The sequence below is a fragment of the Streptomyces aidingensis genome (genome assembly GCF_900112355.1).
GTDB classification, from domain to species: domain Bacteria; phylum Actinomycetota; class Actinomycetes; order Streptomycetales; family Streptomycetaceae; genus Streptomyces; species Streptomyces aidingensis.
This window is the reverse complement of the sequence record NZ_FOLM01000003.1, coordinates 276,687-303,098: the sequence shown is the minus strand read 5'-3', so window position 1 is coordinate 303,098 and position 26,412 is coordinate 276,687. Positions and strand designations below refer to the sequence as shown.

Here is a 26,412-nt window from a genome sequence, read left to right as displayed (position 1 = left end):
CCGACGCCGCTGTCGTTGAGCACCTTGCCGTCCAGGTAGCGGGCGCCGGGCGCGGTGCCGGTGTAGGTGCCGTCGGAGAGTTCGCCGCTGCCGGCCGCGATGGAGGCCACATGGGTGCCGTGCCCGAAGCGGTCCACCGGGTCGTCGGCGCCGGTGAAGTCCTGCTGGGCGGCCTCGCGGCCCCGGAGGTCGGGATGGGTCTGGTCCACTCCGGTGTCCAGCACGGCGATGGTGATGCCGGTGCCGTCGTGGCCGGCCCGCCATGCCTCGGGGGCGCCGATCTGCGGAACGCTGTGGTCGAGGGCGGCCTGGTAGGGGGTGTCCAGCCAGATCCGCTCGATGCCGTCGGCGGCGAGCGGGGCGGGGCCGTCGTCCCCGGCGGTGAGCCGCTGCCAGACGGCGTCGGTCTGCTCCTTGCCGACGCCGACCGCCGCGCCGCCGATGCTGGGCAGCGGCCGGTGCGCACCGGCCGGGGAGGTGCCGAAGGGGCCGCTGTCCCGGCCGGCCGTGTCGTCGTAGGTGACGATGAGCGGCAGATCGTCTCTGCGGTCGTCGTCGTAGCCGGCCCGGACCAGGCCGCGCACGTCGAACAGGCGGCGGTCCAGGGTGCCGGAGCGGATCAGGGCGGCGGCGTCGCGCGGGACGACATAGGTGTGGTCGTCGTCGCCGCGCACCGACACGGAGATGTCCGCGCGGCCGTCCGCCGGGTGGATCGCCAGCACCCGGCCCTGGCCGTCGGTCTCGACCCGGTCGCCGGTGAGCAGCGTGACGGAGTGCGCCGCCGCGCGCCCGGCCGGTGCCCCGGTGTCCGGGCCGGCCGCCGGGCCGGCCGCCGAGGCGGCCGCCGAGGCGGCCGCCGGCAACGCGGCGGCCAGCAGGGATGCGGCGAGCATGCCGGCTGTCCATGGTGCTCTGCGCATGGGCTGTCTCTTTCTGGACGGGGATGCGCCGGGCCGTCAGGCAAACACGCGGCGGCCGGAGAGGTCCATGACGGTACGTCACCATCCATGGGTGTTGCGCCACATATTTCCCCTTGGCTCACGCGCGGGCGGATCGCCGCGGCGGGCGCCCCACCACCGCCCACGGGACACCGCACCACCCCGGAGGTGTCACCGAAATGCCGACAAGAGGAACATAAATCACATACTTCATGGGGCACATCGGGCTGAAACCGACGCTTCGCCCACATCTCCCCACGGCACCGCAATCCGGCGGCCGGCCCCTCCTCCGCACGGCCGGCCACCACACCCATGACCGGCACCGGCGCGGAAGGTATAACGCCGCGGCAGGACCGAGCTGACGTGTACCCGTCAGCGCAAGGGGTCAACTACGGTTCCGGGCAACCCCCCACCGAGATTGAGGAGACCCCTCATGCATCGCAGACGTGGTGCGCTGTTCGCGGGAGGCATCGCGATAGCCGCGCTGACCCTCACCGCCACACCCGCGGCAGCCGGTCCGTCCGCAGCCGAGACCGCCGACCAGGCGGCAGAACGCGCTGCCGCCCAGGCCACGGAGAAGCTGCCGGCCGGCATGCTCAAGGCCATGCAGCGCGACCTGGGCCTCACCGAGGCGCAGGCCAGGACCCGGATCACCAACGAGTTCAAGGCCGGCAAGGAGGAGGCCGGACTGCGCGCCGAACTCGGCGCGAGCTGGGCCGGTTCCTGGGTGACCGGCAAGACCTCGGACGAGATCGTGGTGGCCACCACGGACGCCGCCGAGGCGGAGGCGATCGAGGCCGCCGGCGCCACCGCCGAGGTGGTGGACGACAGCCTGGCCGAACTCAACGCCGTCAAGCGGGCGCTGGACCGGGCGAGCGCCGAGCGGGCCACCACCGACGCCCCCGTCTGGTACGTGGACGTCACCAGCAACACCGTGGTGCTGCATGCCAAGAAGACCGCGGCGGCGAAGGAGTTCGTGTCCGCGGCCGGCCTGGACGCGGGCGATGTGAAGATCGTGCGCTCCGGCGAGTCCCCCCGCCCGTACTACGACCTGCGCGGCGGCGAGGCGTACTACATCAACAACTCCGGACGCTGCTCGATCGGTTTCCCGGTCACCCGCGGCTCCACCCAGGGCTATGCCACGGCCGGCCACTGCGGCCGGGCGGGTGCCTCCACCAGCGGCCACAACCGCGTCGCGCAGGGCACCTTCCAGGCCTCCAGCTTCCCCGGCAACGACATGGCCTGGGTCGCGGTGAACTCCAACTGGACCGTGACCCCGTATGTGCGGGGCAGCGGCGGCGCCAACGTGACCGTCTCGGGCTCCACCCAGGCCGCGGTCGGCGCCTCGATCTGCCGGTCCGGCTCCACCACGGGCTGGCACTGCGGCACCATCCAGCAGCACAACACCAGCGTCACCTACCCGGAGGGCACCATCACCGGCGTGACCCGTACCTCGGTGTGCGCCGAGCCGGGTGACTCCGGCGGCTCCTACATCTCCGGCAGCCAGGCGCAGGGCGTCACCTCCGGCGGCTCCGGCAACTGCTCCATCGGCGGTACCACCTACCACCAGCCGATCAACGAGATCCTCTCCGCCTACGGGCTGACCCTGGTCACCTCCGGCGGCGGCGACCCCGACCCGCCCACCGGCTGCTCCGGCTACGAGTCCACCCACAGCGGCTCGCTGAGCAGCGGCGGCCAGGCGGTCCAGCCGAACGGCTCCTACTACTACTCCTCGTCCTCCGGCACCCACCGCGGCTGCCTGGACGGCCCCAGCGGCAGCGACTTCGACCTCTACCTCCAGAAGTGGAGCGGGTCCAGCTGGACGACCGTGGCGCGCGGCATCACCTCCGCCGCCGACGAGACGGTCGGCTACAGCGGCACCTCCGGCTACTACCGCTGGATCGTGCACGCCTACAGCGGCTCCGGCTCGTACACCCTGGGTCTCGACCGGCCGTAGGCGGCACCGGGAACGGGACCGGCCGGCCGCGGCCCTGCCCCTCCCCCGATCACCGCAGGCCGGCGGCGTGTGTACGGCTCACACGGCGGCCCGCCGCAGCCCTTCGGGCGCGGCGGGCCGCACCGGTGTGCCCGCGGGTGGCCGCCCGCTCTTGCCCGGTCACGAGGGGTGGCAATAATTTCCCCGCATGGATCTGGAGTTGCGCCACCTCAGGATCATCCGCGCGATAGACGACGCGGGGAGCCTGACCCGAGCGGCCACCAGCCTGGGGCTGGCCCAGTCGGCACTCAGCGCGCAGTTGAAGCGGATCGAACGGGCGCTGGGCGGCCCCCTGTTCGAACGCGGCCGGCACGGCGCCCGGCCCACCGCCCTCGGCGAGCTGGTGCTGGACCGCGCCCGGGTGCTGCTGCCGGCGGTGCGCGAGCTCCAGGAGGAGGCGGTGCGGTTCGCCAACACCCTGGAGGACCTGCCCCGGTTCCGGCTCGGCGGCACCCATGGCCCGATGCTCGGCGGCCTGGTGGACGCGCTCGCCACCACCAATCCGCGGGCCGCCATCTCCACGGTGACAAGCTGGTCGGTGGAGGAGCTGAGCGAACTGGTGGTGGCCGGGCGGCTGGACTTCGCCATGGTGGGCACCTGCGGCGAGTCCACCCCGCCCGCCGACGACCAACTGAGCTGGCGCACCGTGGGCCGCGACCCGATCTTCGTGATGCTCGCCGAGGACCATCCGCTGGGCAAGGAGCCGGAGATCGAGCTGGGCCGGCTCTCCGGCGAGCAGTGGGTGGACGCCCCCGGGGACGGCTGCTTCGGCGACTGCTTCTCGGCGGCCTGCGCACGGGCCGGCTTCACCCCGGCCTCGGTCTACGAGATGGACACCTCGGCCTGTGTCCATCTGGTGCAGCTCGGGCGGGCGGTGGCGCCCTGCCGGGCGACCTTCCCGCCCACCCCCGGGATCGTCACCGTACCGCTGGCCGGAACCCCGCTGAGCTGGCGCCACCTGCTGGGCTGGCATCCCGCCGCGATCGCCGCGCGCGCCGCGCCCGGGGTGCTGGTGCACGCCAGAGGGGTGCACCGCGAGGCCGCCCGCCGCAATCCCGTCTACGCCCGCTGGCTCTCCGGCAACGCCCGCTACGGCACCACCGGCTGAGCCGCGGGGCGGCGGCGGGTGGCGGAGTCATAGCGCGGCGAGAGGGGTTCTTTGAGAGGTGCCGCGGCTCCGCCGCGGCCACTACGTTTTTCCGCAACCCCGCATGACAGCAGGGGGGCGGACGGCGTCACCGGCGCCGTACCGCCCCGGGCCCGGCGCCGGCGGCCAACCGCCGCCGGCAGCACCGCGGCAAGGAACTGGTCCGGGCGGCGAACCCGATTCCTCCCAGTACGGCCTTTCCCTGGTGACAAGCCGCTTCCCGGTCCGGCCGCCGCAGGCCCGGCGGCGGCCGGAGGCTTGTCATCGGCGGCCCGCCGGATCGCACACGGAAGGGCGGTCCGGCGGGCCGCCGCGCGTTCATCCGGCTCACCCGGCTCACCCGGCTCACCCGGTTCACGGCAGGACGCGGGAGCCGCCGACCGGCAGATCCCACAGGTCCTCCCGGGCGCGGCCGGCCGCGGCCCAGGCCGCCCGCACCCGGTGCAGCGGCTCCAGCGGCGGTTCCCCGGAGAGCAGAAAGGCGCCCCAGTGCATGGGCGCCAGCCGCCGTGCCCCGACATCCGCGCAGGCCCGCACCGCCTCCTCCGGATCGGTGTGCACGCTGCCCTGCATCCAGCGCGGCGCATAGGCGCCGACCGGCAGCAGGGCCAGATCGATGCCCGGCCAGCGGGAGCCGATCTGGGAGAACCAGTGGCCGTAGCCGGTGTCCCCGGCGAAGTAGACCCGGTGCCCGGCGGGGCCGGTGAGCACCCAGCCGCCCCACAGCGAGCGGCAGGTGTCGGTGAGGGTGCGCCGGGACCAGTGGTGGGCGGGCACAAAGCCGAACCGCACGGTTCCGGCGGACTCCGGACGGGCGGGCAGCTCGGCCGTCTCCCACCAGTCCAGGTCGGTGACCCGGGTGAAGCCGCGCCGCCGGCACCAGGGGCCCAGGCCGGCCGGCACCAGCAGCGGGGTGTCCGGCGGCAGCCGGCGCAGGGTGGGCAGGTCCAGGTGGTCGTAGTGGTTGTGCGAGATCACCACGGCGTCGATCTCGGGAAGCCGCTCCCAGGCGACCCCGACCGGGGTGATCCGCGGCGGGGTGGCCAGGATCTTCCGGGACCAGACCGGGTCGGCCAGCACGGTCAGGCCGCCGGTGCGGATCACCCAGCTCGCATGACCGGCCCAGGTGACGGAGGTGCCGGCGGCGTCGGCGGGCGGCAGCGGCTCGGTGACCACGGGCAGTTCACCGGGGCCGGGCAGGGTCTCCGGGGCCGGGCGCAGGGTGCCCTGGCGGGCGGCGCGGACCATGGCGGCCAGGCCGGGCAGCGGGGCGGTGAGCCGGTCGGCGAAGCTGCGCGGCCAGACCCGGGGCACGCCCAGCGGGCGCGGCACCGCGCGCGGGCCGGGCCCCCCGGCCGCGGGGCCGCCGGTGGTGTACCGGCGCTGGTCGGTCATGGGCTGCTCCCCTCTGCCGCGCCGGGCGGCCGGGTCCGCGCAGGCGTCTGTTCCCACTCATCGGCCGCCGCCCGGGCGCGGCAACCCCGGCGCCGCCGAACCGGTGAACCGGGCCCGCATCGTCCGCATGATGAAACAATATTGACCACTATGCAAGACGAGGGGCAGGCTGGCGGTCCACCTCGGGAGGGAGCAGGGCATGTCGTCGCAGACCACACCGCACACAACCGCGCAGACACCCGCGCAGTCGGCGCCGCAGGCGGTGTACACCCATGGGCACCATGAATCGGTGCTGCGTTCGCACCGCCGGCGGACCGCGGAGAACTCCGCCGGATACCTGCTGCCCCGGCTGCGCGCCGGGCTGTCGGTGCTGGACGTGGGCTGCGGGCCGGGCACGCTGACCGCGGATCTGGCCTCGCTGGTGGCGCCCGGCCCGGTGACGGGGCTGGACGCCGCCGCCGGGGTCCTGGACACCGCGCGCGCCGAGGCCGCGGCGCGCGGACTGGACAACCTCCGCTTTGTCACCGGGGACGTGTCGGCCCTGGACTTCCCGGACGCCTCCTTCGACGTGGTCCACGCCCATCAGGTGCTCCAGCATCTGGCCGACCCGGTGGCGGCGCTGCGCGAGCTGCGCCGGGTGTGCCGGCCGGGCGGCACGGTGGCGGTGCGGGACGCCGACTACGCGGCGATGCACTGGTATCCGGCCTCCTCCGGTATGGACCACTGGCAGCGGCTGTACCGGCGGGTGGCCCGGGCGGCCGGCGGCGAACCGGACGCCGGACGCCGGCTGGCGGCCTGGGCCCGGGCGGCCGGGTTCCGGGAGATCACCGCCACGGCGTCCGTCTGGTGCTTCGCCACCCCGGAGGACCGGGCCTGGTGGAGCGCCCTGTGGGCGGACCGCACGGTGGACTCGGACTACGCCCGGCTGGCGGTGGCCGGCGGCCACGCCACGCCCGGGGAGCTCTCCGCCGTCGCGGAGAGCTGGCGCGTCTGGGGCTCCGATCCGGACGCCTGGTTCGCCGTCCCCCACGGCGAGGTCCTCTGCGCCCCCTGAGCCGGCCGCGCCCGCCGGAGAACACCGCGGCGGGGGCGGCCATGGGCGGCGGCTAGCGTCCGGGGCGGCGCCGCATGGCGAGTACCGCGCCGGTCAGCCCGCCGATCAGCAGGGTGCCGAACAGGGCCAGCCACAGCGGCATGGTCACTTCGGGGATCAGCAGCCGGATCTCGACTTCTCCGGTGTTCTGGAAGACGAAGACCAGGGTCACGGCGATGATCACCAAGGCGGCGATCCGGCCCGGGGTGAAGAAGCCCCGGGCACCGCCCGCCCGCTCCCGGCTGCCCTGTGCTCGTGTCCGCATGTCTCCAGCCTGCCCCCGTCCGGCGCCCGGCGCGCGCCGGGGACACGCCGGGGACACCCGGGGAAGAGACGTCCGCCCGGCAGCCGGTGGCTGCCGGGCGGCGGTGGCGCGCGGCCGGGGGCGTGCCCGCCGGTCAGGAACGGGCGAGGTGCCCGGCGCCCGACGCGCCCCGGTGCGTCGGGGCGTAGACCCGCTCGGCGAACTCGGCGAGCTGGTCGTCCGTCAGATGCCGGGCCAGATCGGCCTCGCTGATCATGCCGATCAGCTTCTTGTGCTCGTCGATCACCGGAAGCCGCCGGATCTGGTTCTGCTCCATCTCCCGGAGCACGTCCTCCACGCTGGCCGTCGAGCTGACCCAGCGCGGCGTGCCCTCGCAGACGTCGCCGCAGGTGACCCGGGCGGGGTCGTGCCCGGCGGCGATGCACTTCACCACGATGTCGCGGTCCGTGACAATGCCGCACATCCGTTCGTTCTGGTCGCTGACCGGCAGCGCGCCCACATCGAGGTCCCGCATGATCTGGGCCGCGCGGTCCAGGGTCTCGGTGGCGGGAATCCACCGGGCCCCCTCGTTCATGATGTCGCGGGCAGTGGTCATCCTGTGCCTCCTGGATACGTACGCCGCCACGGTTGCCGGCCGGCGTGGTGACGCCGCGCCGTACCGCACACCGGCCGCAGTCCGGCCGTACATGGGCAGCGGAAAGCACCGCGGCCGCGGCTGTTTCGGGTCGGCACCAGATTAAGCGTGAAATGTCCGTCACGCCCGTTGTGGCATCCGCCGCCGCTACTTCCCGGCCCGGCCGTCGATCAGCTCCCGCACGATGTCGAGCTGGCCGGCGTGCCGGGCGTACTCCTGGAGCAGATGGAACAGGATCCAGGCCAGGGTCGGGGTCTCGGAAGTGTCGCTGTACGCCCCGCCCGTCTGGGCCCGGTCGGCCAGCGACGCCTTGGCGATGATCTCCCGCGACCGCTCGCACTGGTTGCGGTAGCGGGCCACCACCTCCTCGGCGGTCACCCCCTGCGGTACGGACCAGCCCTTGCCGGTGCCGTGGTCGCCCCAGGGCGCGGAGACGTCCTCGCCCTCGAAGCCCCAGCGCAGCCAGCGGCGTTCCACATGGGCCAGATGCCAGAGCAGCTCCAGCGGCGTCCATCCGGACGGCACCCGGCTGGCGCGGAGCTGCGACTCGGTCAGGCCGTCCAGCTTGGCGAGAATCGTCTCCCGGTAGAAGTCCAGGTATTCGGCGAGCAGCCGGTGTGGATCGTCGAGCTGCGACGAGGGCTCCTCGCGCACGGCGGGGGGCGTGGGTATCGGGGAGTTCCGCGGGGGTGTCATCGCAACACAGGCTCCTTGTGGACGGGGGCTGCCGCGTCGGGGTCCAGGGTGACAGGTACCCCGGGCGCCCTGGTGAAAGGCTCCGGAACACCGGGACCGCCCGCACCGCCCCGCGGCGGCGGTCAGGGGCGCAGCTCCAGGCGCGGCACATCGTCCCGGTCCGCGCCGAAGCACTGGAGGTAGAGGGAGAGCTCGGCCTGCACGGCGCGGACGATGGTCTCCGCGCGGCGGAAGCCGTGGCCCTCGCCCGGGAAGGCGAGATACGCGTGCGGCACCCCGCGGCCCCGCACGGCGGCCAGGAAGCGTTCGCACTGCGCGGGCGGGCAGATCACATCGTCCAGCCCCTGGAGCAGCAGAAACGGGACCCGCACCCGGTCGGCGCGGTGCACCGGGGAGCGTTCCCGGCAGCGCTCGGGCACCTGGGCCCAGGGCCCGACCAGGGTGTGCAGGTAGTGCGACTCGAAGTCGTGGGTCTCGTCGCCCCGCCAGCCGGTCAGATCCAGGATGGGGTAGCGGATGGCGGCGCAGGCGAACCGGCCGTCCGCGCCGTTCATGCCGTCCGCGCCGTCCGTGCCGTTCCGCGGCCCGGCGGTGAGCGCGGCGGCGGCGGTCCAGCCGCCGGCGCTGCCGCCGCGGACGGCGAGCCGGGCCGGATCGGCGACGCCGCCCTCGGCCAGCGCCGCGGCCACGGCCGCGCAGTCCTGCACGTCCACCACGCCCCACTGCCCGCGCAGCCGGTTGCGGTAGGCCCGCCCGTATCCGGTGGAGCCGCCGTAGTTCACCTCGGCGACGCCGATCCCGCGCGAGGTGAAGTAGGCGATCTCCAGATCCAGCACGACCGGGGCGCGGCCGGTGGGACCGCCGTGCGCCCAGATCACACAGGGCGGCAGTTCCCCGGGCGGCCCGGTACGGTCCGGGTTGCGCGGCGGATAGAGCTGGGCGTGCACCTCCCGGCCGCCGGGGCCGGTGACGGTCAGCGGCTCCGGCTCGGGCAGGAAGCCCGGGTCCACCGGGTCCCGGTGGTGCGCGGCGACCGCCCGGGCGCGGCCGGTGCGGGTGTCGAGTTCGACCAGCTCCCAGCCGCGGCGCGGGCCGGCCGCGATGCCGGTGACCCGGGTGCCGGTCACGGCCAGCGCCGCCGACCACTCGGTCCACGGGCCGGGGACGTCGGTGAGTTCGCCGGTGGCCGGGTCGAGTATGCCCAGGCGCAGCCCGCCGCGGCCGTGCAGCACCGCGATCAGCCCGTCCTCCAGCGGGGCGAACCAGCGCAGCCCGATCCGCCACAGGGCGTCGCCGAACTCCTCCTGCCGGGGGCAGAGCGGGCGGGCCCGGGCCGCGGCCTCCGGCAGGTCCTCCGGCGCGGCGCGGTAGAGGTTCCACCAGCCGGTGCGGTCGCTGACGAACAGCAGGCCGCCGTCCGGTGCCCAGTCGGCCTGGACCAGGGACTCCTCCGGGCCGCCCGCCACGGTGCGCACCCCGGTCAGGGCACCGCCGGTGACCCGGGCCAGCTTCAGCTCGGTGCCGTCCCAGGGCATCCGGGGATGGTCCCAGGCCAGCCAGACGGCCCGGGTGCCGTCCGGCGACAGCCGGGGGCCGGTGACAAAACGGTGGGCGTCGGTGGTGAGCTCCCGGACCGCGGAGCGGTCCCGCGCCGCCGAGCCGTCCAGCGGCACGGCCGCCGCGAGCCGCCGCACCTCGGTGGGCCGCTCCCCGGTGAACTCCTCCAGCACGCACCACACCTCGCCGCGCTCCGGCAGGACCACCGGATCGCACCAGCGCAGCCCGCCGCCGACGGCCGAGACCGGGGTGAGCGGGCGCGGTCCGGCGGCCCCGGCCGCGGCGTCCGGTTCCAGGGCGTAGAGCCGCTGGTCGGCGAAGTGGGTGAAGACCACCAGCGGGCCGCCGCGCCGGCGGGGCGCACCGGCGAAGGGGGTGCCGCCGTACTCGTGCACCCGGTTGCGGACGTTCCAGGGCGCGGGCAGCACCTCTTGCGGGGTGCCGTCCTCGGGGCGCAGCCGCATCAGGGCGCGGCGCCCGCCCTCGGCCGGGCGGGGCTCGGTCCACCACACTTCGGCGCCGACCTGCCCCGCGTACTCGGGCCGCCCGTCGTGCGCGGCGACCAGGGCGGCGTCCACCGGGGACGGCCAGCTGCCGTACGGGGCGGGCACCGCCCCGGCGCGGATCAGCGGCTCGGACATCGTCACCTCTCCCTCGGCTCCCTCGGCTCCCCCCGGCTCCCGCAGCTCCCCCGGCGGGCTCACAGGCTGCGCAGGGCCCGGTCCAGGACCCGGGTGCCGAAGTGCAGGGCCTGCACCGGCACCCGTTCGTCCACCCCGTGGAACATCCGCCCGTAGTCGAAGCCCTCCGGCAGCCGCAGCGGGGTGAAACCGTAGCTCTGCACGCCGAGCCGGGAGAACTGCTTGGCGTCGGTGCCGCCGGACATGCAGTACGGCACCACCTTCGCCCCCGGGTCGAAGTGCTCCAGGGCGTCGCGCAGCACCGCGAAACTCCGCGAGTTCACCGGCGCCAGCAGCGGGATCTGGTGGTGCTGGTAGGACCACTCGACATCCGGGCCGGTGAGTTCGTCCAGGGTGGCGGCGAACTCCTCCTCGGTGCCCGGCAGGGTCCGGCCGTCCACATGGGCGGTGGCGCTGCCGGGGATGACGTTCACCTTGTAGCCGGCGTCCAGCATGGTGGGGTTGGCGCTGTTGCGGACGGTGGCGGCGATGAGTTCGGCGTACGGGCCGAGTTCGTCCAGCAGGGAGTCGATCTCCTGGTCCAGATGGGCCTCGCCGATCCGGGCCACCGCGTCCAGATCGGGGCAGGGCAGGCCGCGCAGCTCGCACAGGGCCAGCAGGGCGGCCCGGGTGACCGGGGTGAGCCGCACCGGCCAGCGGTGCTCGCCGATCCGGTGCACGGCGGCGGCCAGCCGGCTGACCGCGTTCTCCGCGTTGCGCTTGGAGCCGTGCCCGGCGCGGCCGTGGGCGGTCAGCCGCATCCAGGCGGTGCCGCGTTCGCCGGCCGCCACCGGATAGACCCGGTTGCCGTCGCCGGGGTGGAAGGTGAAGGCCCCGGACTCGCCGATGGCCTCGGTGCAGCCCTCGAACAGCACGGCGTGCTCCTGGACCAGGAAGCCGGAGCCGTAGGCGGCGCTGTCCTCCTCGTCGGCGGTGAAGGCGAGCACGATGTCGCGGCGCGGGCGGACCCCGGCCCGCGCCCAGGCGCGGACCACGGCCAGCACCATGGCGTCGGCGTTCTTCATGTCCACCGCGCCGCGCCCCCAGACCACGCCGTCCCGGATCTCGCCGGAGAAGGGGTGCACGGTCCAGTCGGCGGGCTGGGCGGGGACCACGTCCAGATGGCCGTGCACCAGCAGGGCGGGCGCGCCCGGGTCGTGCCCGGCGATGCGGGCGACGACATTGGTGCGGCCGGGGGCCTTCTCCAGCACATGCGGTGCCAGCCCGGCCTCGGCCAGCCGTTCCGCGGCGTACTCGGCGGCCGGGCGTTCATGGCCCTCGCCGAGCCCTCGGTTGGTGGTGTCGAAGCGGATCAGGTCGGAGGTGAAGGCGACCGACTCGTCCAGGGCGCGCCCGTCCAGATGCGCCTCGTCCTCCGGCTGCACCATGGCGCCGACGGCCGCGGGTTCAGTCATGGCAGCGCTCCCAGGGCGTCCCGGGGGCCGGCGCCCGGCCCGAAGATCTTCATGGCCCGTCACGTTACGCTCCGCGCCGACCCGGCAACAGGCCCCGTGAGGGGCTGCACAGGTACAGACCTGCGGCGGTTCGCCCGTCCGGGTCAGCCATACCACTCCTCCACCGCGGCCGAGACCATGGTGGTGACCGCCTTGAAGCAGCGGATGCCCTGGTACATGTCGGGGGCGGTGTAGCCGACCCGCCGGTCACCGGTCTGGACCACGCCGGGCACCAGGGCGGCGGCCCCGGCCAGGTGTCCGGCGTCGAACTCCACCTCCACCTTGCGGGGGCGCGGCGGGGCCGGCTCGTGCCGGTGCGCCAGACGCAGGGCGCGGCGCGCGGCGTCCCGGATCTGGCCGGCGGTGCGGCCCGGGGGCCGGCAGACCGCGGCGTAGCGGGAGACGTAGTCCTTGACGGCGACGGTCTCCGCCCCCGGCGCATAGCCGCGGGCGTCCCGGCAGGCGCGGTCGTCGCCGGTGACCAGCACCACCGGGGTGCCGTACTCGGCGCAGACCAGGGCGTTGAGCAGTCCCTCGCTGGCGCGTACCCCGTCCACGAACACGCCGGTGATGGAGTTGCCGAGGTAGGTGTGGGCGAGCACCCCCTCGTCCCCGGCGCCGGTGTGGTAGCCGAGGAAGGCGATGCCGTCCACGTCGCCCTGCTGGACGCCCTCCACCATGGAGAGGTCCTTGTGCCGGCCGGTGAGCATCTCGGCCCGGTCGTCGAGCCGCTCCAGCAGCAGGTTGCGCATGCTCATATGGGCCTCGTTGACCAGCACCCGCTCGGCTCCCCCGTCGTGGAACCCGGCGATGGCGGCGTTGACGTCGGAGGTGAACATCACCCGGCAGCGCTCCCACTGGGGGGTGCCGGGCAGACAGTCGGCGGGACAGGTGACGCCGGTGGCCCCCTCCATGTCGGCGCTGATCAACACCTTCATGCCGGGTCACGCTACGCGCTCGGCGCGGCCCGGCGGAAGAACGACAGGCCCGTCGCGGGCCGCTCAGGGGGCGGGGCGGCCCGTCACCAGCCAGTTGGAGGGCAGCTCCAGGACCTTGCCGTCCGGGTCCCGTTCGGTGGTGGCCAGCGGCAGGGTGCCGGAGGCCAGCACGGTCAGCCCGGCGGCACGGAACAGCCCGGGCAGGACCTCGTCCGGCATCTCCAGCGGCGTCACGCCGTAGGCCAGTACCGCGGCCAGCCCGGGCGGCGGCCCCTCGGAACGGCGCAGCAGGCCCGCCAGCATTCCCCGGGCCGCCTCGGCCGGCTCGGCTATGAAGGCCCGGCCGCGCCGGCCGACCAGGGTGGCCACCGCATCGGCCACACCGGGCCGCAGGGCGGGCGGCAACTGGTGCAGCAGGCCGCGGATGTAGACATTGCAGTCGCCCAGCTCCTCCTGCAGCCGGGCGGCCAGGGCGGTGTCCGCGGCATCGCCGGTGCGGAACTCCACCGGCGGGCGCTCGCCCCGGCCGTCCACCTGGCGGCGGGCGCGGTCTATGGCCGCCGCGGAGATGTCGATGCCCAGCACCGGCCGGAAGCGGTCGGCCAGGCTTATGGTCTGGGTGCCATTGCCGCACCCGAGGTCGATCATGGGCAGCCGGGCGGCGAAGTGGGTTTCCAGCACGGGCAGATGCCGGTCGGCGACCCGGTCGGCGGGCGCGTCCCAGAACACCTCCTTGGCGCCGTGCGGCGCGTTGCGCCAGAAGCCTTCCCAGTCGGACGGCGTGCGTGTGGCGTCCATCAGTCCTCCCCAGTGGGGCCCAGTGCCGCCGCCGGAGGTGGCCTCCGCTGTTCCCGGGCCGCGGGCACTGGCCGTGTCGTGACAAGCCTGCTGACTCAATGCCGATGTCTGTGCGTGCTCAAGCTGCGTGCTCAGTTGCGTCGCGGTGTTCCGGGACGATGGTGCGTGGTGGCGACAGTAGGGCGGCAACTCCCGGGGTTACGGGGAGAGTTCGGTACCGTACCGGTCGAAGCCGGGAGATGTCCCGGTTATCGTCCGATCGGTTCGGGAGCCGTGGCCTACCGGGCGGGACGGGGGTGCCGCCGCCGCGCCGGCAACGCCAGTTCGAACCAGACCGTCTTGCCGCGCGCGGTGCGGCTGGTCCCCCAGCTCCGGGCCAGGGCGCTGACCACCGCCAGGCCCCGGCCGTGTTCGTCCGCCGCCCCGGCCTCGGCCAGCTTGGGCAGCTCCGGGTCCTCGTCGGAGATCTCGCACAGCAGGGCGTCGGCGCGCACCAGGCGCAGCGCCACCGTGCCGCCGCGGGCATGCCGGACGGCATTGGTCAGGATCTCGCTGACCAGCAGCGCGGCGGTGTCGCCGAGCGCGCCGGCCAGGTCCCAGCGGGCGAGCCGTTCCCGGACCAGGCGGCGGGCGCGCGGCACCTCCCGGGCGGTGCGCTCCAGCGGCCAGCGGGCCACGTCCCCGGCCGGGATGCCGTTCAGCCGGGCCATCAGCAGGGCCACGTCGTCCTTGCGGTCCGCCGCGGCCAGGGCCCTGATGACGGTGTCGCAGGCCTCGTCCATGGCGGCGGCCGGATGGGCCGCGGACTCGCACAGGGCCGCCAGGCCGGTGCCGATGTCCTGGCCGCGCACCTCCACCAGGCCGTCGGTGCACATCACCAGGCGGTCGCCCGGCTCCACCGGCACGGTGACCGTCTCGAAGGCGACCCGGCCGACGCCGATCGGGGCGCCGGTGGGCAGCTCCAGCAGTGCGCTGCCGCCGTCCGCGGCGCGCACCACAACGGGCGGGATGTGGCCGGCGTTGGCGATCCGCAGCTCGCCGCGCACCGGGTCGTAGACCGCGTACAGGCAGGTGGCCAGGTAATGCTCGCCGAGCCGCTGGGCCAGGTCGTCCAGACCGCGCAGCAACTGGGCGGGCTCGGTGTCCATGGCGGCCATGGTCTGCACGGCGGTGCGCAACTGGCCCATCATGGCGGCGGCGTGCAGGCCGTGGCCCATCACGTCGCCGACCACCAGGGCGGTGCGGGAGCCGGGCAGCCGGATGGTGTCGAACCAGTCGCCGCCGATCCGGCCGAGCCGGGTGCCGGGCAGATAGCGGGTGGCGATGTCGCAGCCGGCCATCCGCGGCCGTACCCGGGGCAGCATGCTGTCCTGGAGGGTCTCGGCGACGTTCTCCTGGTGGGTGTAGATGCGGGCGTTGTCCAGCACCAGTCCGGCCCGGGCGGCGAGTTCGGCGCCGGTGACCCGGTCCATGTCGTTGAACGGCGCCCGGGAGCGGTGGCGCAGCAGGATCATGAAGCCGAGCACCACCTGCCGGGCCTTGAGCGGCACGACCAGCATGGAACGGCCGTTGATCAGCGGAAAGATGTCCCGCTTCTCGAACTGGGCGGCGATCTGCCGGGCCGCCGGCTCGGCGATCCGCTCCACCAGCACCGGCTGACCGGTGGTCATGCACCGGAAGAACGGGGTGTGCACGGGGAAGGGCATGGATTCCCCGACCGGGACCACATCGTCCCAGCGGCCGGGTTCGTCGTTGTGCTCGACGGCCACCCGGTGCCAGAGGGTGGCGGCGTCGGGCGGGCCGTCCGGGAAGCCCTCGCCGGCCACCACCTGTTCGCGCAGGTAGGTGCCGGCCACATCGGTGAAGCGGGGCACCACGGCGCGGCTGACCTCGGTGATGGTGCGGCCCAGGTCCAGGGAGGTGCCGATGGCGGCGCTGACCTCGTTGAAGAACTCCAGGCGCTCGCGGACCGCGGCGTACTCCAGTTCGGAACCGAGCTCCGCCTCGGCGGCCCCGGCGGTCTCCTCGTCCTCGGCGGCACGGGCCCGGGCGGCGGCGCGCAGCAGCCTGCTGCGGCGCTCGACCCGGCGCGGCACGCCCCAGTCGGGCACCAGGGGGACGCGGTCCCGGTGGCTGATCTCCAGCACCGGATAGCCGGTGGCCAGCAACTGCTCGGTGATGTCGCCGCTCTCCCGGGGGTTCATGCTGGGCATGATCTCGGGCAGCCGGCGGGCGAGTTCCGCGCCGCCGGGCAGGGTGCCGGGCGGGGCGAAGCCGGCCGCGATCCGGGCGCCGGCGGACGCCTCGGAGCCGTGGCCCCCTTCCCGGGCGGCCAGTCCGCGGGCCGGCCCGGTGGCGTCGGCGGCCAGCACCAGCAGGCGCAGCGGGCCGGGACCGGTGAGCGGGACGGCCCAGTAGAGGATGTCCAGCCGGCTCGGCGGCGCCGCGCCCGCTCCCGGGGCGGCGGGCGGGCCGGAGGTGTAGAAGCGGCCGGTGGTGGGCTCGGCGAGGCGCAGCGGCGGCTGCTCCTCGGTGCCGAACACCGTGGTCCGGTCGTTCTCGTCGCCGGTGAGGCGGACCGTGGTGTGCACGATGTCGGTCGGGTAGGCGACGCCGCCGGCGGTCTCCACCGGGGTGCCCACGTCGTCCAGCACGCCGGAGATGGGCAGCAGATCGGCGGCGGACCGGCCCAGCGCCTCCTCCCGTGACAGGCCGAACAGCCGGCGGGCGCCGGTACTCCAGTGCGAGACCAGTCCATAGAGATCGACCACGACGACGGCCAGGGGAAGCCGTCCCGAGGGCGGGGCCCCGGCCGGTTCCTCCGGATGCCGGGGAGGCGTTCCGCCCTCGGGGAGCGCGGGCTCGTCGGCCACTTCTTCTCCTTCCCGAACGGGGAGCGAATCCACCGTACGCCGCTCCGCCGCCCCGGGGAGAGCCAATGGTCAAGAAGGTGGTGCGCCCGCGCTGCACGCGCCCCACCGGACACCCGCACCCCCTGGGGCGGGTCCCGGCCGCGGGCGGGGCGCCGCCGTTCCCGGGGTGCGCTCCGTCACGGGGAAGTCCCGGAAACGACGGCCTCGCGGCGCCTCGCCGGAGAGCCTAGCACCCTCGAACGAACAAGTGTTCTATTCTGGCCGGGACGACGACATGCGGCACCGGCCCGCCCGGCCCAGGAGGCACCCATGCGCTGGCAGCATCTGAGCGACCGCGACACCACCGCCACGCCCGCCCTCTTCGGCACCGACGCGGTGGTCCGGACCGTGGACACCCCGGAGTTCCGCGGCATCACCTTCCACGAGGTGCGCGCCCGGTCGGTGCTCAACCGGGTGCCCGGCGCCTCACGGATGCCGTTCGAATGGACGGTCAACCCGTACCGCGGCTGCAGCCACGCCTGTGTCTACTGCTTCGCCCGCCGCACCCATGGCTATCTGGACCTGGACACCGGCATCGGCTTCGACACCCAGATCGTGGTCAAGGTGAACGCCCCCGGGCTGCTGCGCCGGGAACTGGCGGGACCGCGCTGGCAGGGCGAGCACATCGCCATGGGCACCAATGTGGACTGCTACCAGCGCGCCGAGGGCCGCTACCGGCTGATGCCGGGCATTCTGGCGGCGCTGCGCGACCACGCCAATCCGTTCTCCATCCTGACCAAGGGCACCCTGATCCTGCGCGACCTGGAACTGCTGCGGCAGGCCGCCGGACGCACCAGGGTCGGCGTCTCGGTCTCCGTGGGCTTTATGGACCAGGAGCTGTGGCGCACCGTGGAGCCGGGCACCCCGGCCCCGCCGCGGCGGCTGGAGGTGGTGCGCACCCTGGCCGCGCACGGCATCCCGTGCGGGGTGCTGATGGCGCCGGTGATCCCCTTCCTCTCCGACTCCCCCGAGCAGTTGCGCGCCACGGTGCGGGCGGTCGCGCAGGCCGGGGCGTCCTCCGTCACCCCGCTGGTGCTGCATCTGCGGCCCGGGGCGCGGGAGTGGTTCATGGAGTGGCTGGCCGCCACCCACCCCCGGCTGACGGGCCGGTACCGGGCGATGTACGGCGCCGGCCCGTACGCGCCCACCTGGTACCAGCGGAAGATCACCCGGCAGGTGCACGAGCTGGCCGCGGAGTACGGCATCGGGCCGCTGGAGCCGGGCGCGCACCGCGGTGTCCGCCGCCCGGAGCCGCCGGACGCCACGGACCCGGCGGGGACCGCGGCGGCCACCGGCGGCCCGGCCGGCACCCAGCTCACCCTGCTGTGAGGCGGCGCCGTGCCCCCGGACGGGACCGGGGGCACGGCGGGCCGTCGGCGGCTCAGCCGCACCAGGCCACATCCGGCAGCACATTGTCCGGATGGTCCACGTAGTAGCTTGCCATCCAGCCCTCGAAGGAGGGCATGATCACATACACCCAGTAGGGATTGCCGCCGACGGTCTGGCTGCCCTCCTTCTGGCACCATGCCTCGAAGTAGTCCCCCGGATTGACCCGCCCCTGCACATCGGGGCAGTTGGCGACCGACGGCGAGGTGTTGCACGCGCCCCAGTCCGCGTTGTTGTGCCGGACATTGACCTTGGTCGCCCAGGTGGTGAAGGTCCGCTGCGCGGACACCTCCCCCGGCAGCGCGCGCTCCCCGGCACGCAGCCCCGGACGCTCGGAGCCGGCCGGTGCCGCGCCGGCGCTTCCCGCCGAACCGGCGGCAAGCCCCAGGGCCAGCAGTGCGGCGACGGACGCGTACCTGATCTTCTTCATGATTCTCCCCCGGCCGGCCGGCGGACCACCCGCCGCTACCGGCCGCAGCCAGCCTCCCCGCGCACACCGGCGGACAACCGCACCCGGTCACCCTGTGCGGTTGAAAGCTCTCGCACGGTGTTCACCGCCACGGCCGCGGGGGCTGTCCTGGCCGGACCGTACGATCGGGGCGTGCGCATCCTCACATGGAATCTGTGGTGGCGGTTCGGGCCCTGGGAGCAGCGGCGGAAGGCGATCCTTTCGGTGCTGCGGGAGGCCCGTCCGGACGTGGTCGGCCTCCAGGAGGTCTGGGAGGCCGGCGGCGAGAACCTCGCCGGATGGCTGGCCGGGGAGCTGGACATGCACTGGGCCTGGGCCCCGGCCGGGCTGCCGCCGCACTGGCGCCCCTTTGTCACCGAGCTCGGCGAGACGGTGGGCAACGCGGTGCTGAGCCGCTGGCCGATCAGCGAGCACCAGGTGCGCGCGCTGCCCAGCGGGGACGGCCCACCAGAGGGCCGGGTGGCGCTGTTCGCGCTGGTGGAGGCGGAACGGGTGCGGCTGCCGTTCTTCACCACCCATCTGCACTCGGCGCCGTCCGGTTCCGCGGTGCGCTGCGCCCAGGTGACGGAGCTGGCCCGGTTCGTGGCCGAGCGGCACGGCACGGGAACCTTCCCGCCGGTGGTCACCGGCGACTTCAACGCCGAGCCGGACTCCGACGAGATGCGGCTGTTCGCCGGGGCCAAGACGGCACCGGCGGTGCCCGGCCAGACCCTGATCGACGTCTGGCGGTACGCCGATCCGCACCAGCCCTCCGCGACCTGGGACCGGGCCAACGGCTACCTGACCCATCCGGCGGCGGTCAGCGCCCGGATCGACTACATCCATCTCGGCCTGCCCGGGCTGGCCAGCAGCTTCGGGGTGCGGTCGGTGGGCCGGGCGGGCGACGGCCCGGTGGACGGGGTCTGGGCCTCCGACCACATGGCGGTGTTCGCCGATCTCGCCGTCGCCCCGGAGGACTGACCGCGCCGGATGGGCGCGGCCGGTTCAGCCGCGGGCGAGCAGGGCGGCCAGCAGGCAGCCGAAGGCGGCGATCACGGCCACGGTGCGGACCAGGTTCCAGCGCACCCAGCGGGCCTCGAACTCCTGCCGCACGGCGGCGGCAGCGGCGGCGTCCGCCGGCTCGCCGGCCCCGGCCAGCCGGTTGTTCAGCGGCACATTGATCCGGCCGGTGATCGCCAGCTGGACCGCGTAGCACAGGAATCCGGCTACGGTCCAGCCGAGCTCGGCCCGCTGCCCGTCGTCCAGATGCAGCAGCGCCGCCACGGCGGTGAGCACCGGCGCGCCCGCGAAGGCCGGCCCGAACCAGGGGTTGAGGATCCTGACATTGATCCACTGCATGGCGCTGACAAAGGCCCGGTCGCCGGTGCGGGCGAGCCCGGGCATCACGGCGCAGGAGAAGGCGAAGAACAGGCCGGCCATCAGGCCGGTGAGCAGGGTTGCCGCCGCGAGGACGGTGCCGTCCGGGTTCATGCCACCAGCACAGCAGCCGCGGCCCGCCGGGTCCATGTCCCGGCCGCTCGCCGTCATGCGCGGGCGTCTGCCGGGGCTCAGTCCCCGGACTGCTCGTGGGCGGCGATCAGCGGCTCCAGGGGGGAACGGGGGAACTCGCGCTCGAAGGAGCCGACATGCCAGCGGCTGGGGAAGAGGGCGAGAATCTCGCCGTCCTTGACCCGGGTCATGGCCTCGCCGTGCACCAGCCGCGAGCGGTTGAGCGCGGCGCCGCCCTCGGCGTCGGTGCGCCGGGCGCAGGTGTAGGCCAGCGGCTCCAGCTTCACGGCGGCCGAGAACTCGTGCTCCATGCGGTGCCGCACCACGTCGAACTGCATGGGGCCGACCGCCGCCAGCACCGGGGCCTGCTCGCCGCGGGCGTCGGAGACCAGCACCTGCACCACGCCCTCCTCGTCGAGCTGGGCGATGCCGCGGCGGAACTGCTTGGACTTGGCGATGTCCGCCGGGCGGACGATGGCGAAGTGCTCCGGCGCGAAGGTGGGCATGGGCGGGAACTCCGCCTTCCGCCCGGTGTAGAGGGTGTCGCCCACCCGCAGCGCGGTGGCGTTGACCAGGCCGACCACATCGCCCGGGTAGGCCCGCTCCACCGAGGTGCGGTCCTGGCCGAAGACGCTGTGCGCGTACTTGGTGGAGAACGGGCGGCCGGAGGCGGCCCGGGTCACGGTCATGCCGCGTTCGAAGACGCCGGAGCAGACCCGCAGAAAGGCGATCCGGTCCCGGTGGGCCCGGTCCATGTTGGCCTGCACCTTGAACACCAGGCCGGAGAACTCCCCGTCCAGCGGGCGCGGCGCGGCGCCGCCCGCCTGCTCCCGGGGCGCGGGCGCCGGGGCCAGGTCCACCACGGCGTCCAGCAGCAGCCGCACGCCGATGTTGGTGAGCGCCGCGCCGAAGAACACCGGGGTGGAGCGGCCGGCCAGGAAATCGGCCTGGTCGTGCGCGGCGCCGGTGCCGGCCAGCAGCTCCAGCTCCTCGGTGGCGGTCCGCCACTCCTCGCCGAACTCCGCCTCGGCCACGGCGGCGGTCAGGGCCTCCTCGATCGCGGCCTTCTCGCCGCCCGGGGCGCGGGTGCAGCGCAGCATGGTGCCGGGCTCCCGGGCGTCGGCCAGCCCGCGCATGTGCCCGGCGATGCCGACCGGCCAGGTGACCGGGGTGGGCCGGAGCCGGAACTCGCGCTCGATCTCGTCCAGCAGTTCCAGGGCGTCCCGGCCGGGCCGGTCCCACTTGTTGATGAAGGTGATCACCGGGATTCCGCGGTGCCGGCAGACGTCGAACAGCTTGCGGGTCTGCTCCTCCAGGCCCTTGGCGGCGTCGATCAGCATCACCGCGCAGTCCACCGCGGCCAGCACCCGGTAGGTGTCCTCGGAGAAGTCCGCGTGGCCCGGGGTGTCCAGCAGATTGAGCACCCGGCCGCGGTAGTCGAACTGGAGGACCGCGGAGGTGACCGAGATGCCCCGGGCGCGTTCCATCTCCATCCAGTCGGAGGTCACGCCCCGGCGGTCGCCCTTGCCGTGCACCGCGCCGGCCGAGGTGATGGCGCGGGCGTGCAGCGCGAGCGCCTCGGTGAGGGTGGACTTGCCCGCGTCGGGGTGGGAGATCACCGCGAAGGTGCGCCGCCGGGCGGCCTCCCCGGCCGCCGTGCCGGGCGCCGCAGCTGTGCTGGTCGGTGCAGTCACCGTTCCTCATTCGCGCTGGTGGGTGTTGCCGGACCCGGCCGAATGTACCGGGCGGCCGTGCCGCCGGGGAAACCGCGGCGGAAAGGGGCCGCGCCCGGGGCCCGGCCGGCGGGCGGGCGGGGAGCGTGGCGCGGGCCACAGCAAAAGCCGGGGCCGGGGGCTGGCCCTGGGGTTACCGACCGGTTAGCCTGCTCATCAGAGCGATACCACGCTCAGGCGGTTTGGTGACGCAGCCGCCCGGAGTGCCATCGGTCCGGCACTCCCCTCTGTACGGCCCCCGGGACAGGGTCCGCCGGTGTTCCCCGGCGCGCGCCCGCCGCATCCGTGCCCGTGGCACGGCACGGCATCGCGCACCCGCGCCGCAGCCTGCACGGCATCGCCGCGCGGCACGGCACCGCGCTGCACGCATCGCAGCCGGGCCGCAGCCGCGCCCTCCCCCTCGTCGTTTTCCGGACCGCTGAGGAGTCCCGTGATGGACCGTTCCGTCTCCCGCCCGGCCCCGCCTCCCGCCCTCGCCACGGTCGCCGTGGTGGGCCTGGGCACCATGGGCACCGGCATCGCCGAAGTGCTGGCCCGCTCCGGCCGCGAGGTGACCGGCATCGACATCAGCCCGGCCGCCGCCCGCCGCGCGGTCGCGGCCCTGGAGGCGTCCACCGCACATGCCGTGGCGCGCCGGAAGATCACCGAGCAGCAGCGCCGGGACGTGCTCGGCCGTTTCCGCACCTCCGCCGATCTCAAGGACGCCGCCGGGGCCGGCCTGGTCATCGAGGTGGTGCCCGAGGACTACGCGCTGAAGCTGGAGGTCTTCACCGCGCTGGACGGCATCGTCCGCCCGGACGCCATCCTGGCCACCGGCACCAACGCGCTGCCCGTCACCAGGCTGGCCGCCGACACCGCCCGCCCGGAGCGGGTGATCGGGCTGCACTTCTTCCATCCCGTCCCGGTGATGAAGCTGGTGGAGGTGGTCTCCTCGGTGCTCACCTCCCCGGAGGTGACCGGCCGGGTCACCGAACTCGCCGCGGACCTCGGCAAGGAGCCGCTGCTCACCGGCGACCGCCCCGGCTTCATCGCCGACGGCCTGCTGTTCGGCTATCTCAACCAGGCCGCCGCCATGTACGAGGCGCGCTACGCCACCCGGGAGGACATCGACGCGGCCATGCGGCTGGGCTGCGGCCTGCCCATGGGCCCGCTGGAACTTCTCGACCTGATCGGCATCGACACCGCGCGGACCGTGCTGGAGGCGATGTACGCCGCCTCCGGCGACCGGCTGCACGCCCCGGCCCCGGTCCTGAAACAGCTCACCGCAGCGGGCATGACCGGCCGCAAGGCGGGCCGCGGCTTCTACACCTACGCCGGGTCCGCCCCGCCGCAGAACGCCACCGTGGTCCCCGACCCGCTCACGCCCGGCCAGGCCGAACGCCGCACCCGGCCCCGCCCGGTAACCACCGTCGGGGTGGCGGGCTCGGGCACCATGGCCTCCGGCATCGCCCAGGTGTTCGCGGGGGCCGGCTACCAGGTCGTGCTGGCCGCCCGCAGCCTGGCCAAGGCGGAGACCGCACGGGCCCGGATCGCCGCGTCACTGGAGCGGTCGGTGAAGAAGGGCCGGCTCTCCGAGGGCGACCGGGACGCCGCCCTGGCCCGGATCGTCCCCGCCGACTCCCTGGAGTCCTTCGCCACCGCCGGTCTGGTGGTGGAGGCGGTGGCCGAGGATCTGGCGGTGAAGCAGGAGCTGTTCGCCGCCCTGGACCGGGTGTGCCAGGCGGACGCGGTGCTGGCCACCACCACCTCCTCGCTGCCGGTGATCGCCTGCGCCCGGGCCACCTCCCGCCCCCGGGAGGTGATCGGCATGCACTTCTTCAACCCCGCCCCGGCCATGAAGCTGGTGGAGGTGGTGCGCACGGTGCTCACCGGCGACGAGGCGCACGCCACCGTGCTCCAGGTCTGCGAACGCATCCGCAAGCATCCGGTGGACTGCGGCGACCGGGCCGGTTTCATCGTCAACGCCCTGCTGTTCCCGTATCTCAACAACGCCGTGAAGATGGTGCAGGAGCACTACGCCACACCGGATGCCATCGACACCGCGATGAAGCTGGGCGGCGGTTACCCGATGGGACCCTTCGAACTGCTGGACGTGGTGGGCCTGGACGTCTCGCTGGCCATCGAGGAGGTGCTGCACCGGGAGTTCCGCGACCCCTCGCTCGCCCCGGCCCCGCTGCTGCGGCAGTTGGTGGCGGCGGGCTGCCTGGGACGCAAGACCGGGCGCGGGTTCCGTGAGTATGCCCGCGCCTGAGCCGCCGCGGTCCGCGCCGTCCTCCCGGGGAACGGACACCACGCGGGAGGACGGCCGGATACAGTACGTTCGCATCATGGTCCAGCCCGTCAAGTCGACTCCACGCTCGCAGCCCGCGTCGCAGCGCCTGAAGGTACGCCGCCAGTTGGCGGCGGCGGCCATGGAACTGTTCGCCACCAAGGGGTACGCGGCCACCACCGTGGACGAGATCGCCGCGACCGCCGGCGTCGCCCGCAGGACGTTCTTCCGCCACTTCCGGTCCAAGGAGGAGGCGATCTTCCCGGACCACGACGACACCCTGGAGCGCGCCAAGGCCGTACTGGACGCCGCACCGGCGCACGAGAATCCGCTGGACACGGTCTGCCGGGGGATCAAGGAGGTCATGAAGATGTACGCCTCCTCCCCCAAGGTCTCGGTGGAGCGCTACCAGCTCACCCGTGAGGTACCGGCGCTGCGGGAGCGGGAGATCGCCTCGGTGGCCCGCTACGAGCGGCTGTTCACCCGGTATCTGCTGGGCCACTTCGACGAGTCGGCGCCCGGCGCGGACGGCGAGATCGACGAGCCGCTGCTGGCCGAGGTGGCCGCCTCGGCGGTGGTCACCGCGCACAACCATGTGCTGCGGCGCTGGCTGCGCGCCGGCGGCCAGGGCGATGTGGAGGGCGCGCTGGACCGGGCGTTCGCGGTGGTGCGGCGGGCCTTCGGGGATCTGCCGGTGATCTCCGGCCGGCCGCCGCGCCCGGCCGGTCCGGCCGAGGGCGAGGTGCTGGTCACGGTGACCCGCACGGATGCCTCGCTGCCCGAGGTGATGCGGCTGATCGAGCAGGCGCTGGCGCGGCGCGAGGAGGCGCCTTCCCCTCCGTGACCGGCCGGCCGCGCGCCGCGCCGGCGGACACCGCAGGGCCGCTCCCCCGACAGGGGAGCGGCCCTGTCGTGTGAGATGACGCTCATCCGTAACCCACAGATGACATCTGAGCGAATTTGTTGGCACTCAGTGTCTTGAAAGCTGGCACGCCGTGCCATACGGTGTGGTCATCCAACGGCGCTGTCCCGATGCTGCGGGCGCCGTGGGACGCCTGCGTCACCAGGCACAGCGCTACCGCGCGGAGCCGAGAACCCGCCGCCGGACCGACGGCAGACAGCAGTTCCCTTGCCCCACTTGTCGTCCGACCGCGGACGGCCGCCCGGCCGTCCCTCCCCGCCCGCGCGAGCGGCGCGGGGCGCACTCCCCGGAGGCTCCAGACGTGAAGGACATCCTCAACGCGATCCTCGCGGCCGACGCCGCGCCCGAGGACTTCGCCGCGCTTCCCCTGCCCGAGTCGTACCGCGCCATCACCGTCCACAAGGACGAGACCGGCATGTTCGAGGGCCTGTCCACCCGGGAGAAGGACCCGCGCCGGGCACTGCACCTGGACGAGGTGCCGGTGCCGGAGCTCGGCCCGGGCGAGGCGCTGGTGGCGGTCATGGCCAGCGCCGTGAACTACAACTCGGTGTGGACCTCGATCTTCGAGCCCGTCTCCACCTTTTCCTTCCTGGAGCGCTACGGACGGCTCTCGCCGCTGGCCGCCCGCCACGACCTGCCGTACCACATCATCGGCTCCGACCTGGCCGGTGTGGTGCTGCGCACCGGCCCGGGGGTCAACGCCTGGCGCCCCGGCGACCAGGTCGTCGCGCACTGCCTGTCGGTGGAGCTGGAGTCCCCGGACGGCCACAACGACACCATGCTCGACCCCGAGCAGCGGATCTGGGGCTTCGAGACCAACTTCGGCGGCCTGGCCGAGATCGCGCTGGTGAAGTCCAACCAGCTCATGCCCAAGCCCCGGCACCTGTCCTGGGAGGAGGCCGCCTGCCCTGGACTGGTCAACTCCACCGCCTACCGGCAGCTGGTCTCCCGCAACGGCGCCGGCATGAAGCAGGGCGACAACGTGCTGATCTGGGGCGCCAGCGGCGGCCTGGGCTCCTACGCCACCCAGTACGCGCTGGCCGGCGGCGCCAACCCGGTCTGCGTGGTCTCCAGCCCGGAGAAGGCGGAGATCTGCCGGCGGATGGGCGCCGAGGCGGTCATCGACCGCAATGCCGAGGGCTACCGCTTCTGGAAGGACGAGCACACCCAGGACCCCAGGGAGTGGAAGCGGTTCGGCAGCCGCATCCGCGAACTGACCGGCGGCGAAGACATCGACATCGTCTTCGAGCACCCCGGACGGGAGACCTTCGGCGCCTCGGTCTACGTCACCCGCAAGGGCGGCACCATCGTCACCTGCGCCTCCACCTCCGGGTACCTGCACCAGTACGACAACCGCTACCTGTGGATGAACCTGAAGCGGATCATCGGCACCCACTTCGCCAACTACCGCGAGGCGTACGAGTCCAACCGTCTGATCGCCAAGGGGAAGATCCACCCCACGCTGTCGAAGTGCTACCCGCTTCAGGAGACCGGGCAGGCCGCCTACGACGTGCACCGCAATCTGCATCAGGGCAAGGTCGGCGTGCTCTGTCTGGCGCCCGAGGAGGGACTGGGCGTCACCGACCCGGAGCTGCGCGAGCGGCACGCCGAGGCCATCAACCGCTTCCGCAACGTCTGACGA

At 74.0% G+C, this 26,412-nt stretch carries 20 protein-coding genes and 1 pseudogene; 8 read left to right on the top strand and 13 right to left on the bottom strand.

From position 1 onward, the window contains the following. Window positions 1–17 precede the first annotated feature (17 nt). Window positions 18–209 (bottom strand): annotated as a pseudogene (locus tag BM242_RS31130) (S8 family serine peptidase); the annotation flags it as partial. A 1,162-nt stretch (window positions 210–1,371) separates the two neighbouring features. Between BM242_RS31130 and BM242_RS08505 the strand changes: the two are divergent. Together BM242_RS08505 and BM242_RS08500 are read left to right on the top strand one after the other, a co-directional pair. Next, window positions 1,372–2,895, top strand: a complete 1,524-nt coding sequence (locus tag BM242_RS08505) for a S1 family peptidase (protein ID WP_093838083.1) — start codon at window positions 1,372–1,374, stop codon at window positions 2,893–2,895. A gap of 187 nt (window positions 2,896–3,082) precedes the next feature. Further along, window positions 3,083–4,042 (top strand): LysR family transcriptional regulator, encoded by a 960-nt coding sequence (locus BM242_RS08500; RefSeq protein WP_093838082.1) that lies wholly within the window; start codon window positions 3,083–3,085, stop codon window positions 4,040–4,042. Window positions 4,043–4,435: 393 nt separating this feature from the next. Here BM242_RS08500 and BM242_RS08495 read toward each other — a convergent pair whose 3' ends face one another. Beyond that, window positions 4,436–5,476 (bottom strand): MBL fold metallo-hydrolase, encoded by a 1,041-nt coding sequence (locus BM242_RS08495; RefSeq protein WP_093838081.1) that lies wholly within the window; start codon window positions 5,474–5,476, stop codon window positions 4,436–4,438. Between the two features lie 199 nt (window positions 5,477–5,675). On the opposite strand from BM242_RS08495, the gene BM242_RS08490 reads away from it, so the two are divergent. Next, window positions 5,676–6,530 (top strand): class I SAM-dependent methyltransferase, encoded by an 855-nt coding sequence (locus BM242_RS08490; RefSeq protein WP_093838080.1) that lies wholly within the window; start codon window positions 5,676–5,678, stop codon window positions 6,528–6,530. 52 nt (window positions 6,531–6,582) lie between these two features. Here the strand turns inward: BM242_RS08490 and BM242_RS08485 are convergent, their stop codons facing one another. The 8 genes from BM242_RS08485 to BM242_RS08450 form a co-directional block, all read right to left on the bottom strand. After that, window positions 6,583–6,834 (bottom strand): lipopolysaccharide assembly protein LapA domain-containing protein, encoded by a 252-nt coding sequence (locus tag BM242_RS08485; protein ID WP_093838079.1) that lies wholly within the window; start codon window positions 6,832–6,834, stop codon window positions 6,583–6,585. 133 nt (window positions 6,835–6,967) lie between these two features. Further along, window positions 6,968–7,429: a CBS domain-containing protein gene (locus BM242_RS08480; protein WP_093838078.1), complete on the bottom strand. Its 462-nt coding sequence runs from the start codon at window positions 7,427–7,429 to the stop codon at window positions 6,968–6,970. A 186-nt stretch (window positions 7,430–7,615) separates the two neighbouring features. Further along, on the bottom strand, window positions 7,616–8,164 hold the full coding sequence (locus BM242_RS08475) for a DinB family protein (protein ID WP_093838077.1): 549 nt from the start codon (window positions 8,162–8,164) through the stop codon (window positions 7,616–7,618). Window positions 8,165–8,286: 122 nt separating this feature from the next. Continuing rightward, the gene (locus BM242_RS08470) at window positions 8,287–10,362 is read right to left on the bottom strand and encodes a prolyl oligopeptidase family serine peptidase (protein WP_093838076.1); all 2,076 of its coding nucleotides are present in this window, start codon (window positions 10,360–10,362) and stop codon (window positions 8,287–8,289) included. Window positions 10,363–10,421: 59 nt separating this feature from the next. Further along, on the bottom strand, window positions 10,422–11,789 hold the full coding sequence (locus BM242_RS08465) for a M20/M25/M40 family metallo-hydrolase (RefSeq protein ID WP_093838267.1): 1,368 nt from the start codon (window positions 11,787–11,789) through the stop codon (window positions 10,422–10,424). Between the two features lie 170 nt (window positions 11,790–11,959). Next, window positions 11,960–12,793: a M55 family metallopeptidase gene (locus BM242_RS08460; protein WP_093838075.1), complete on the bottom strand. Its 834-nt coding sequence runs from the start codon at window positions 12,791–12,793 to the stop codon at window positions 11,960–11,962. A gap of 63 nt (window positions 12,794–12,856) precedes the next feature. Beyond that, window positions 12,857–13,591 (bottom strand): class I SAM-dependent methyltransferase, encoded by a 735-nt coding sequence (locus BM242_RS08455; RefSeq protein ID WP_093838074.1) that lies wholly within the window; start codon window positions 13,589–13,591, stop codon window positions 12,857–12,859. Window positions 13,592–13,869: 278 nt separating this feature from the next. Beyond that, window positions 13,870–16,464: a SpoIIE family protein phosphatase gene (locus BM242_RS08450; protein WP_093838073.1), complete on the bottom strand. Its 2,595-nt coding sequence runs from the start codon at window positions 16,462–16,464 to the stop codon at window positions 13,870–13,872. 309 nt (window positions 16,465–16,773) lie between these two features. Between BM242_RS08450 and BM242_RS08445 the strand changes: the two genes are divergently transcribed. Then, a complete protein-coding gene (locus BM242_RS08445; protein ID WP_093838072.1) occupies window positions 16,774–17,832 on the top strand; it encodes an Rv2578c family radical SAM protein in 1,059 nt (352 codons plus the stop codon). 52 nt (window positions 17,833–17,884) lie between these two features. Here BM242_RS08445 and BM242_RS08440 read toward each other — a convergent pair whose 3' ends face one another. Then, a complete protein-coding gene (locus BM242_RS08440; RefSeq protein WP_093838071.1) occupies window positions 17,885–18,319 on the bottom strand; it encodes a hypothetical protein in 435 nt (144 codons plus the stop codon). A 171-nt stretch (window positions 18,320–18,490) separates the two neighbouring features. On the opposite strand from BM242_RS08440, the gene BM242_RS08435 reads away from it, so the two are divergent. After that, on the top strand, window positions 18,491–19,318 hold the full coding sequence (locus tag BM242_RS08435; protein WP_093838266.1) for an endonuclease/exonuclease/phosphatase family protein: 828 nt from the start codon (window positions 18,491–18,493) through the stop codon (window positions 19,316–19,318). Window positions 19,319–19,342: 24 nt separating this feature from the next. Here the strand turns inward: BM242_RS08435 and BM242_RS08430 are convergent, their stop codons facing one another. Together BM242_RS08430 and BM242_RS08425 are read right to left on the bottom strand one after the other, a co-directional pair. Then, window positions 19,343–19,828, bottom strand: coding sequence for an anthrone oxygenase family protein (locus BM242_RS08430; protein ID WP_093838070.1), 486 nt, complete (start codon window positions 19,826–19,828; stop codon window positions 19,343–19,345). A gap of 77 nt (window positions 19,829–19,905) precedes the next feature. After that, complete coding sequence (locus BM242_RS08425; RefSeq protein ID WP_093838069.1) at window positions 19,906–21,540, bottom strand: peptide chain release factor 3; 1,635 nt, start codon at window positions 21,538–21,540, stop codon at window positions 19,906–19,908. A 472-nt stretch (window positions 21,541–22,012) separates the two neighbouring features. Here BM242_RS08425 and BM242_RS08420 point away from each other — a divergent pair, with 472 nt between their 5' ends. The 3 genes from BM242_RS08420 to ccrA all read left to right on the top strand — a co-directional run bounded on the left by BM242_RS08420 (window position 22,013) and on the right by ccrA (window position 26,409). Further along, window positions 22,013–23,830: a 3-hydroxyacyl-CoA dehydrogenase family protein gene (locus tag BM242_RS08420; RefSeq protein WP_093838068.1), complete on the top strand. Its 1,818-nt coding sequence runs from the start codon at window positions 22,013–22,015 to the stop codon at window positions 23,828–23,830. A 76-nt stretch (window positions 23,831–23,906) separates the two neighbouring features. Then, complete coding sequence (locus BM242_RS08415) at window positions 23,907–24,692, top strand: TetR family transcriptional regulator (protein WP_217652401.1); 786 nt, start codon at window positions 23,907–23,909, stop codon at window positions 24,690–24,692. A 379-nt stretch (window positions 24,693–25,071) separates the two neighbouring features. After that, window positions 25,072–26,409, top strand: coding sequence for a crotonyl-CoA carboxylase/reductase (ccrA, locus tag BM242_RS08410; RefSeq protein ID WP_093838066.1), 1,338 nt, complete (start codon window positions 25,072–25,074; stop codon window positions 26,407–26,409). Window positions 26,410–26,412: the final 3 nt, after the last annotated feature.

Excerpts from the sequence above, each read along its gene's own strand:
- BM242_RS08415 (WP_217652401.1), top strand. The coding sequence starts at position 23,907 with ATGGTCCAGCCCGTCAAGTCGACTCCACGCTCGCAGCCCGCGTCGCAG.
- BM242_RS08485 (WP_093838079.1), bottom strand. The coding sequence starts at position 6,834 with ATGCGGACACGAGCACAGGGCAGCCGGGAGCGGGCGGGCGGTGCCCGG.
- BM242_RS08480 (WP_093838078.1), bottom strand. The coding sequence starts at position 7,429 with ATGACCACTGCCCGCGACATCATGAACGAGGGGGCCCGGTGGATTCCC.
- BM242_RS08445 (WP_093838072.1), top strand. The coding sequence starts at position 16,774 with ATGCGCTGGCAGCATCTGAGCGACCGCGACACCACCGCCACGCCCGCC.
- BM242_RS08455 (WP_093838074.1), bottom strand. The coding sequence starts at position 13,591 with ATGGACGCCACACGCACGCCGTCCGACTGGGAAGGCTTCTGGCGCAAC.
- BM242_RS08490 (WP_093838080.1), top strand. The coding sequence starts at position 5,676 with ATGTCGTCGCAGACCACACCGCACACAACCGCGCAGACACCCGCGCAG.
- BM242_RS08440 (WP_093838071.1), bottom strand. The coding sequence starts at position 18,319 with ATGAAGAAGATCAGGTACGCGTCCGTCGCCGCACTGCTGGCCCTGGGG.
- BM242_RS08460 (WP_093838075.1), bottom strand. The coding sequence starts at position 12,793 with ATGAAGGTGTTGATCAGCGCCGACATGGAGGGGGCCACCGGCGTCACC.
- BM242_RS08475 (WP_093838077.1), bottom strand. The coding sequence starts at position 8,164 with ATGACACCCCCGCGGAACTCCCCGATACCCACGCCCCCCGCCGTGCGC.
- BM242_RS08505 (WP_093838083.1), top strand. The coding sequence starts at position 1,372 with ATGCATCGCAGACGTGGTGCGCTGTTCGCGGGAGGCATCGCGATAGCC.
- BM242_RS08495 (WP_093838081.1), bottom strand. The coding sequence starts at position 5,476 with ATGACCGACCAGCGCCGGTACACCACCGGCGGCCCCGCGGCCGGGGGG.
- BM242_RS08500 (WP_093838082.1), top strand. The coding sequence starts at position 3,083 with ATGGATCTGGAGTTGCGCCACCTCAGGATCATCCGCGCGATAGACGAC.
- BM242_RS08470 (WP_093838076.1), bottom strand. The coding sequence starts at position 10,362 with ATGTCCGAGCCGCTGATCCGCGCCGGGGCGGTGCCCGCCCCGTACGGC.
- BM242_RS08430 (WP_093838070.1), bottom strand. The coding sequence starts at position 19,828 with ATGAACCCGGACGGCACCGTCCTCGCGGCGGCAACCCTGCTCACCGGC.
- BM242_RS08465 (WP_093838267.1), bottom strand. The coding sequence starts at position 11,789 with ATGGTGCAGCCGGAGGACGAGGCGCATCTGGACGGGCGCGCCCTGGAC.
- BM242_RS08420 (WP_093838068.1), top strand. The coding sequence starts at position 22,013 with ATGGACCGTTCCGTCTCCCGCCCGGCCCCGCCTCCCGCCCTCGCCACG.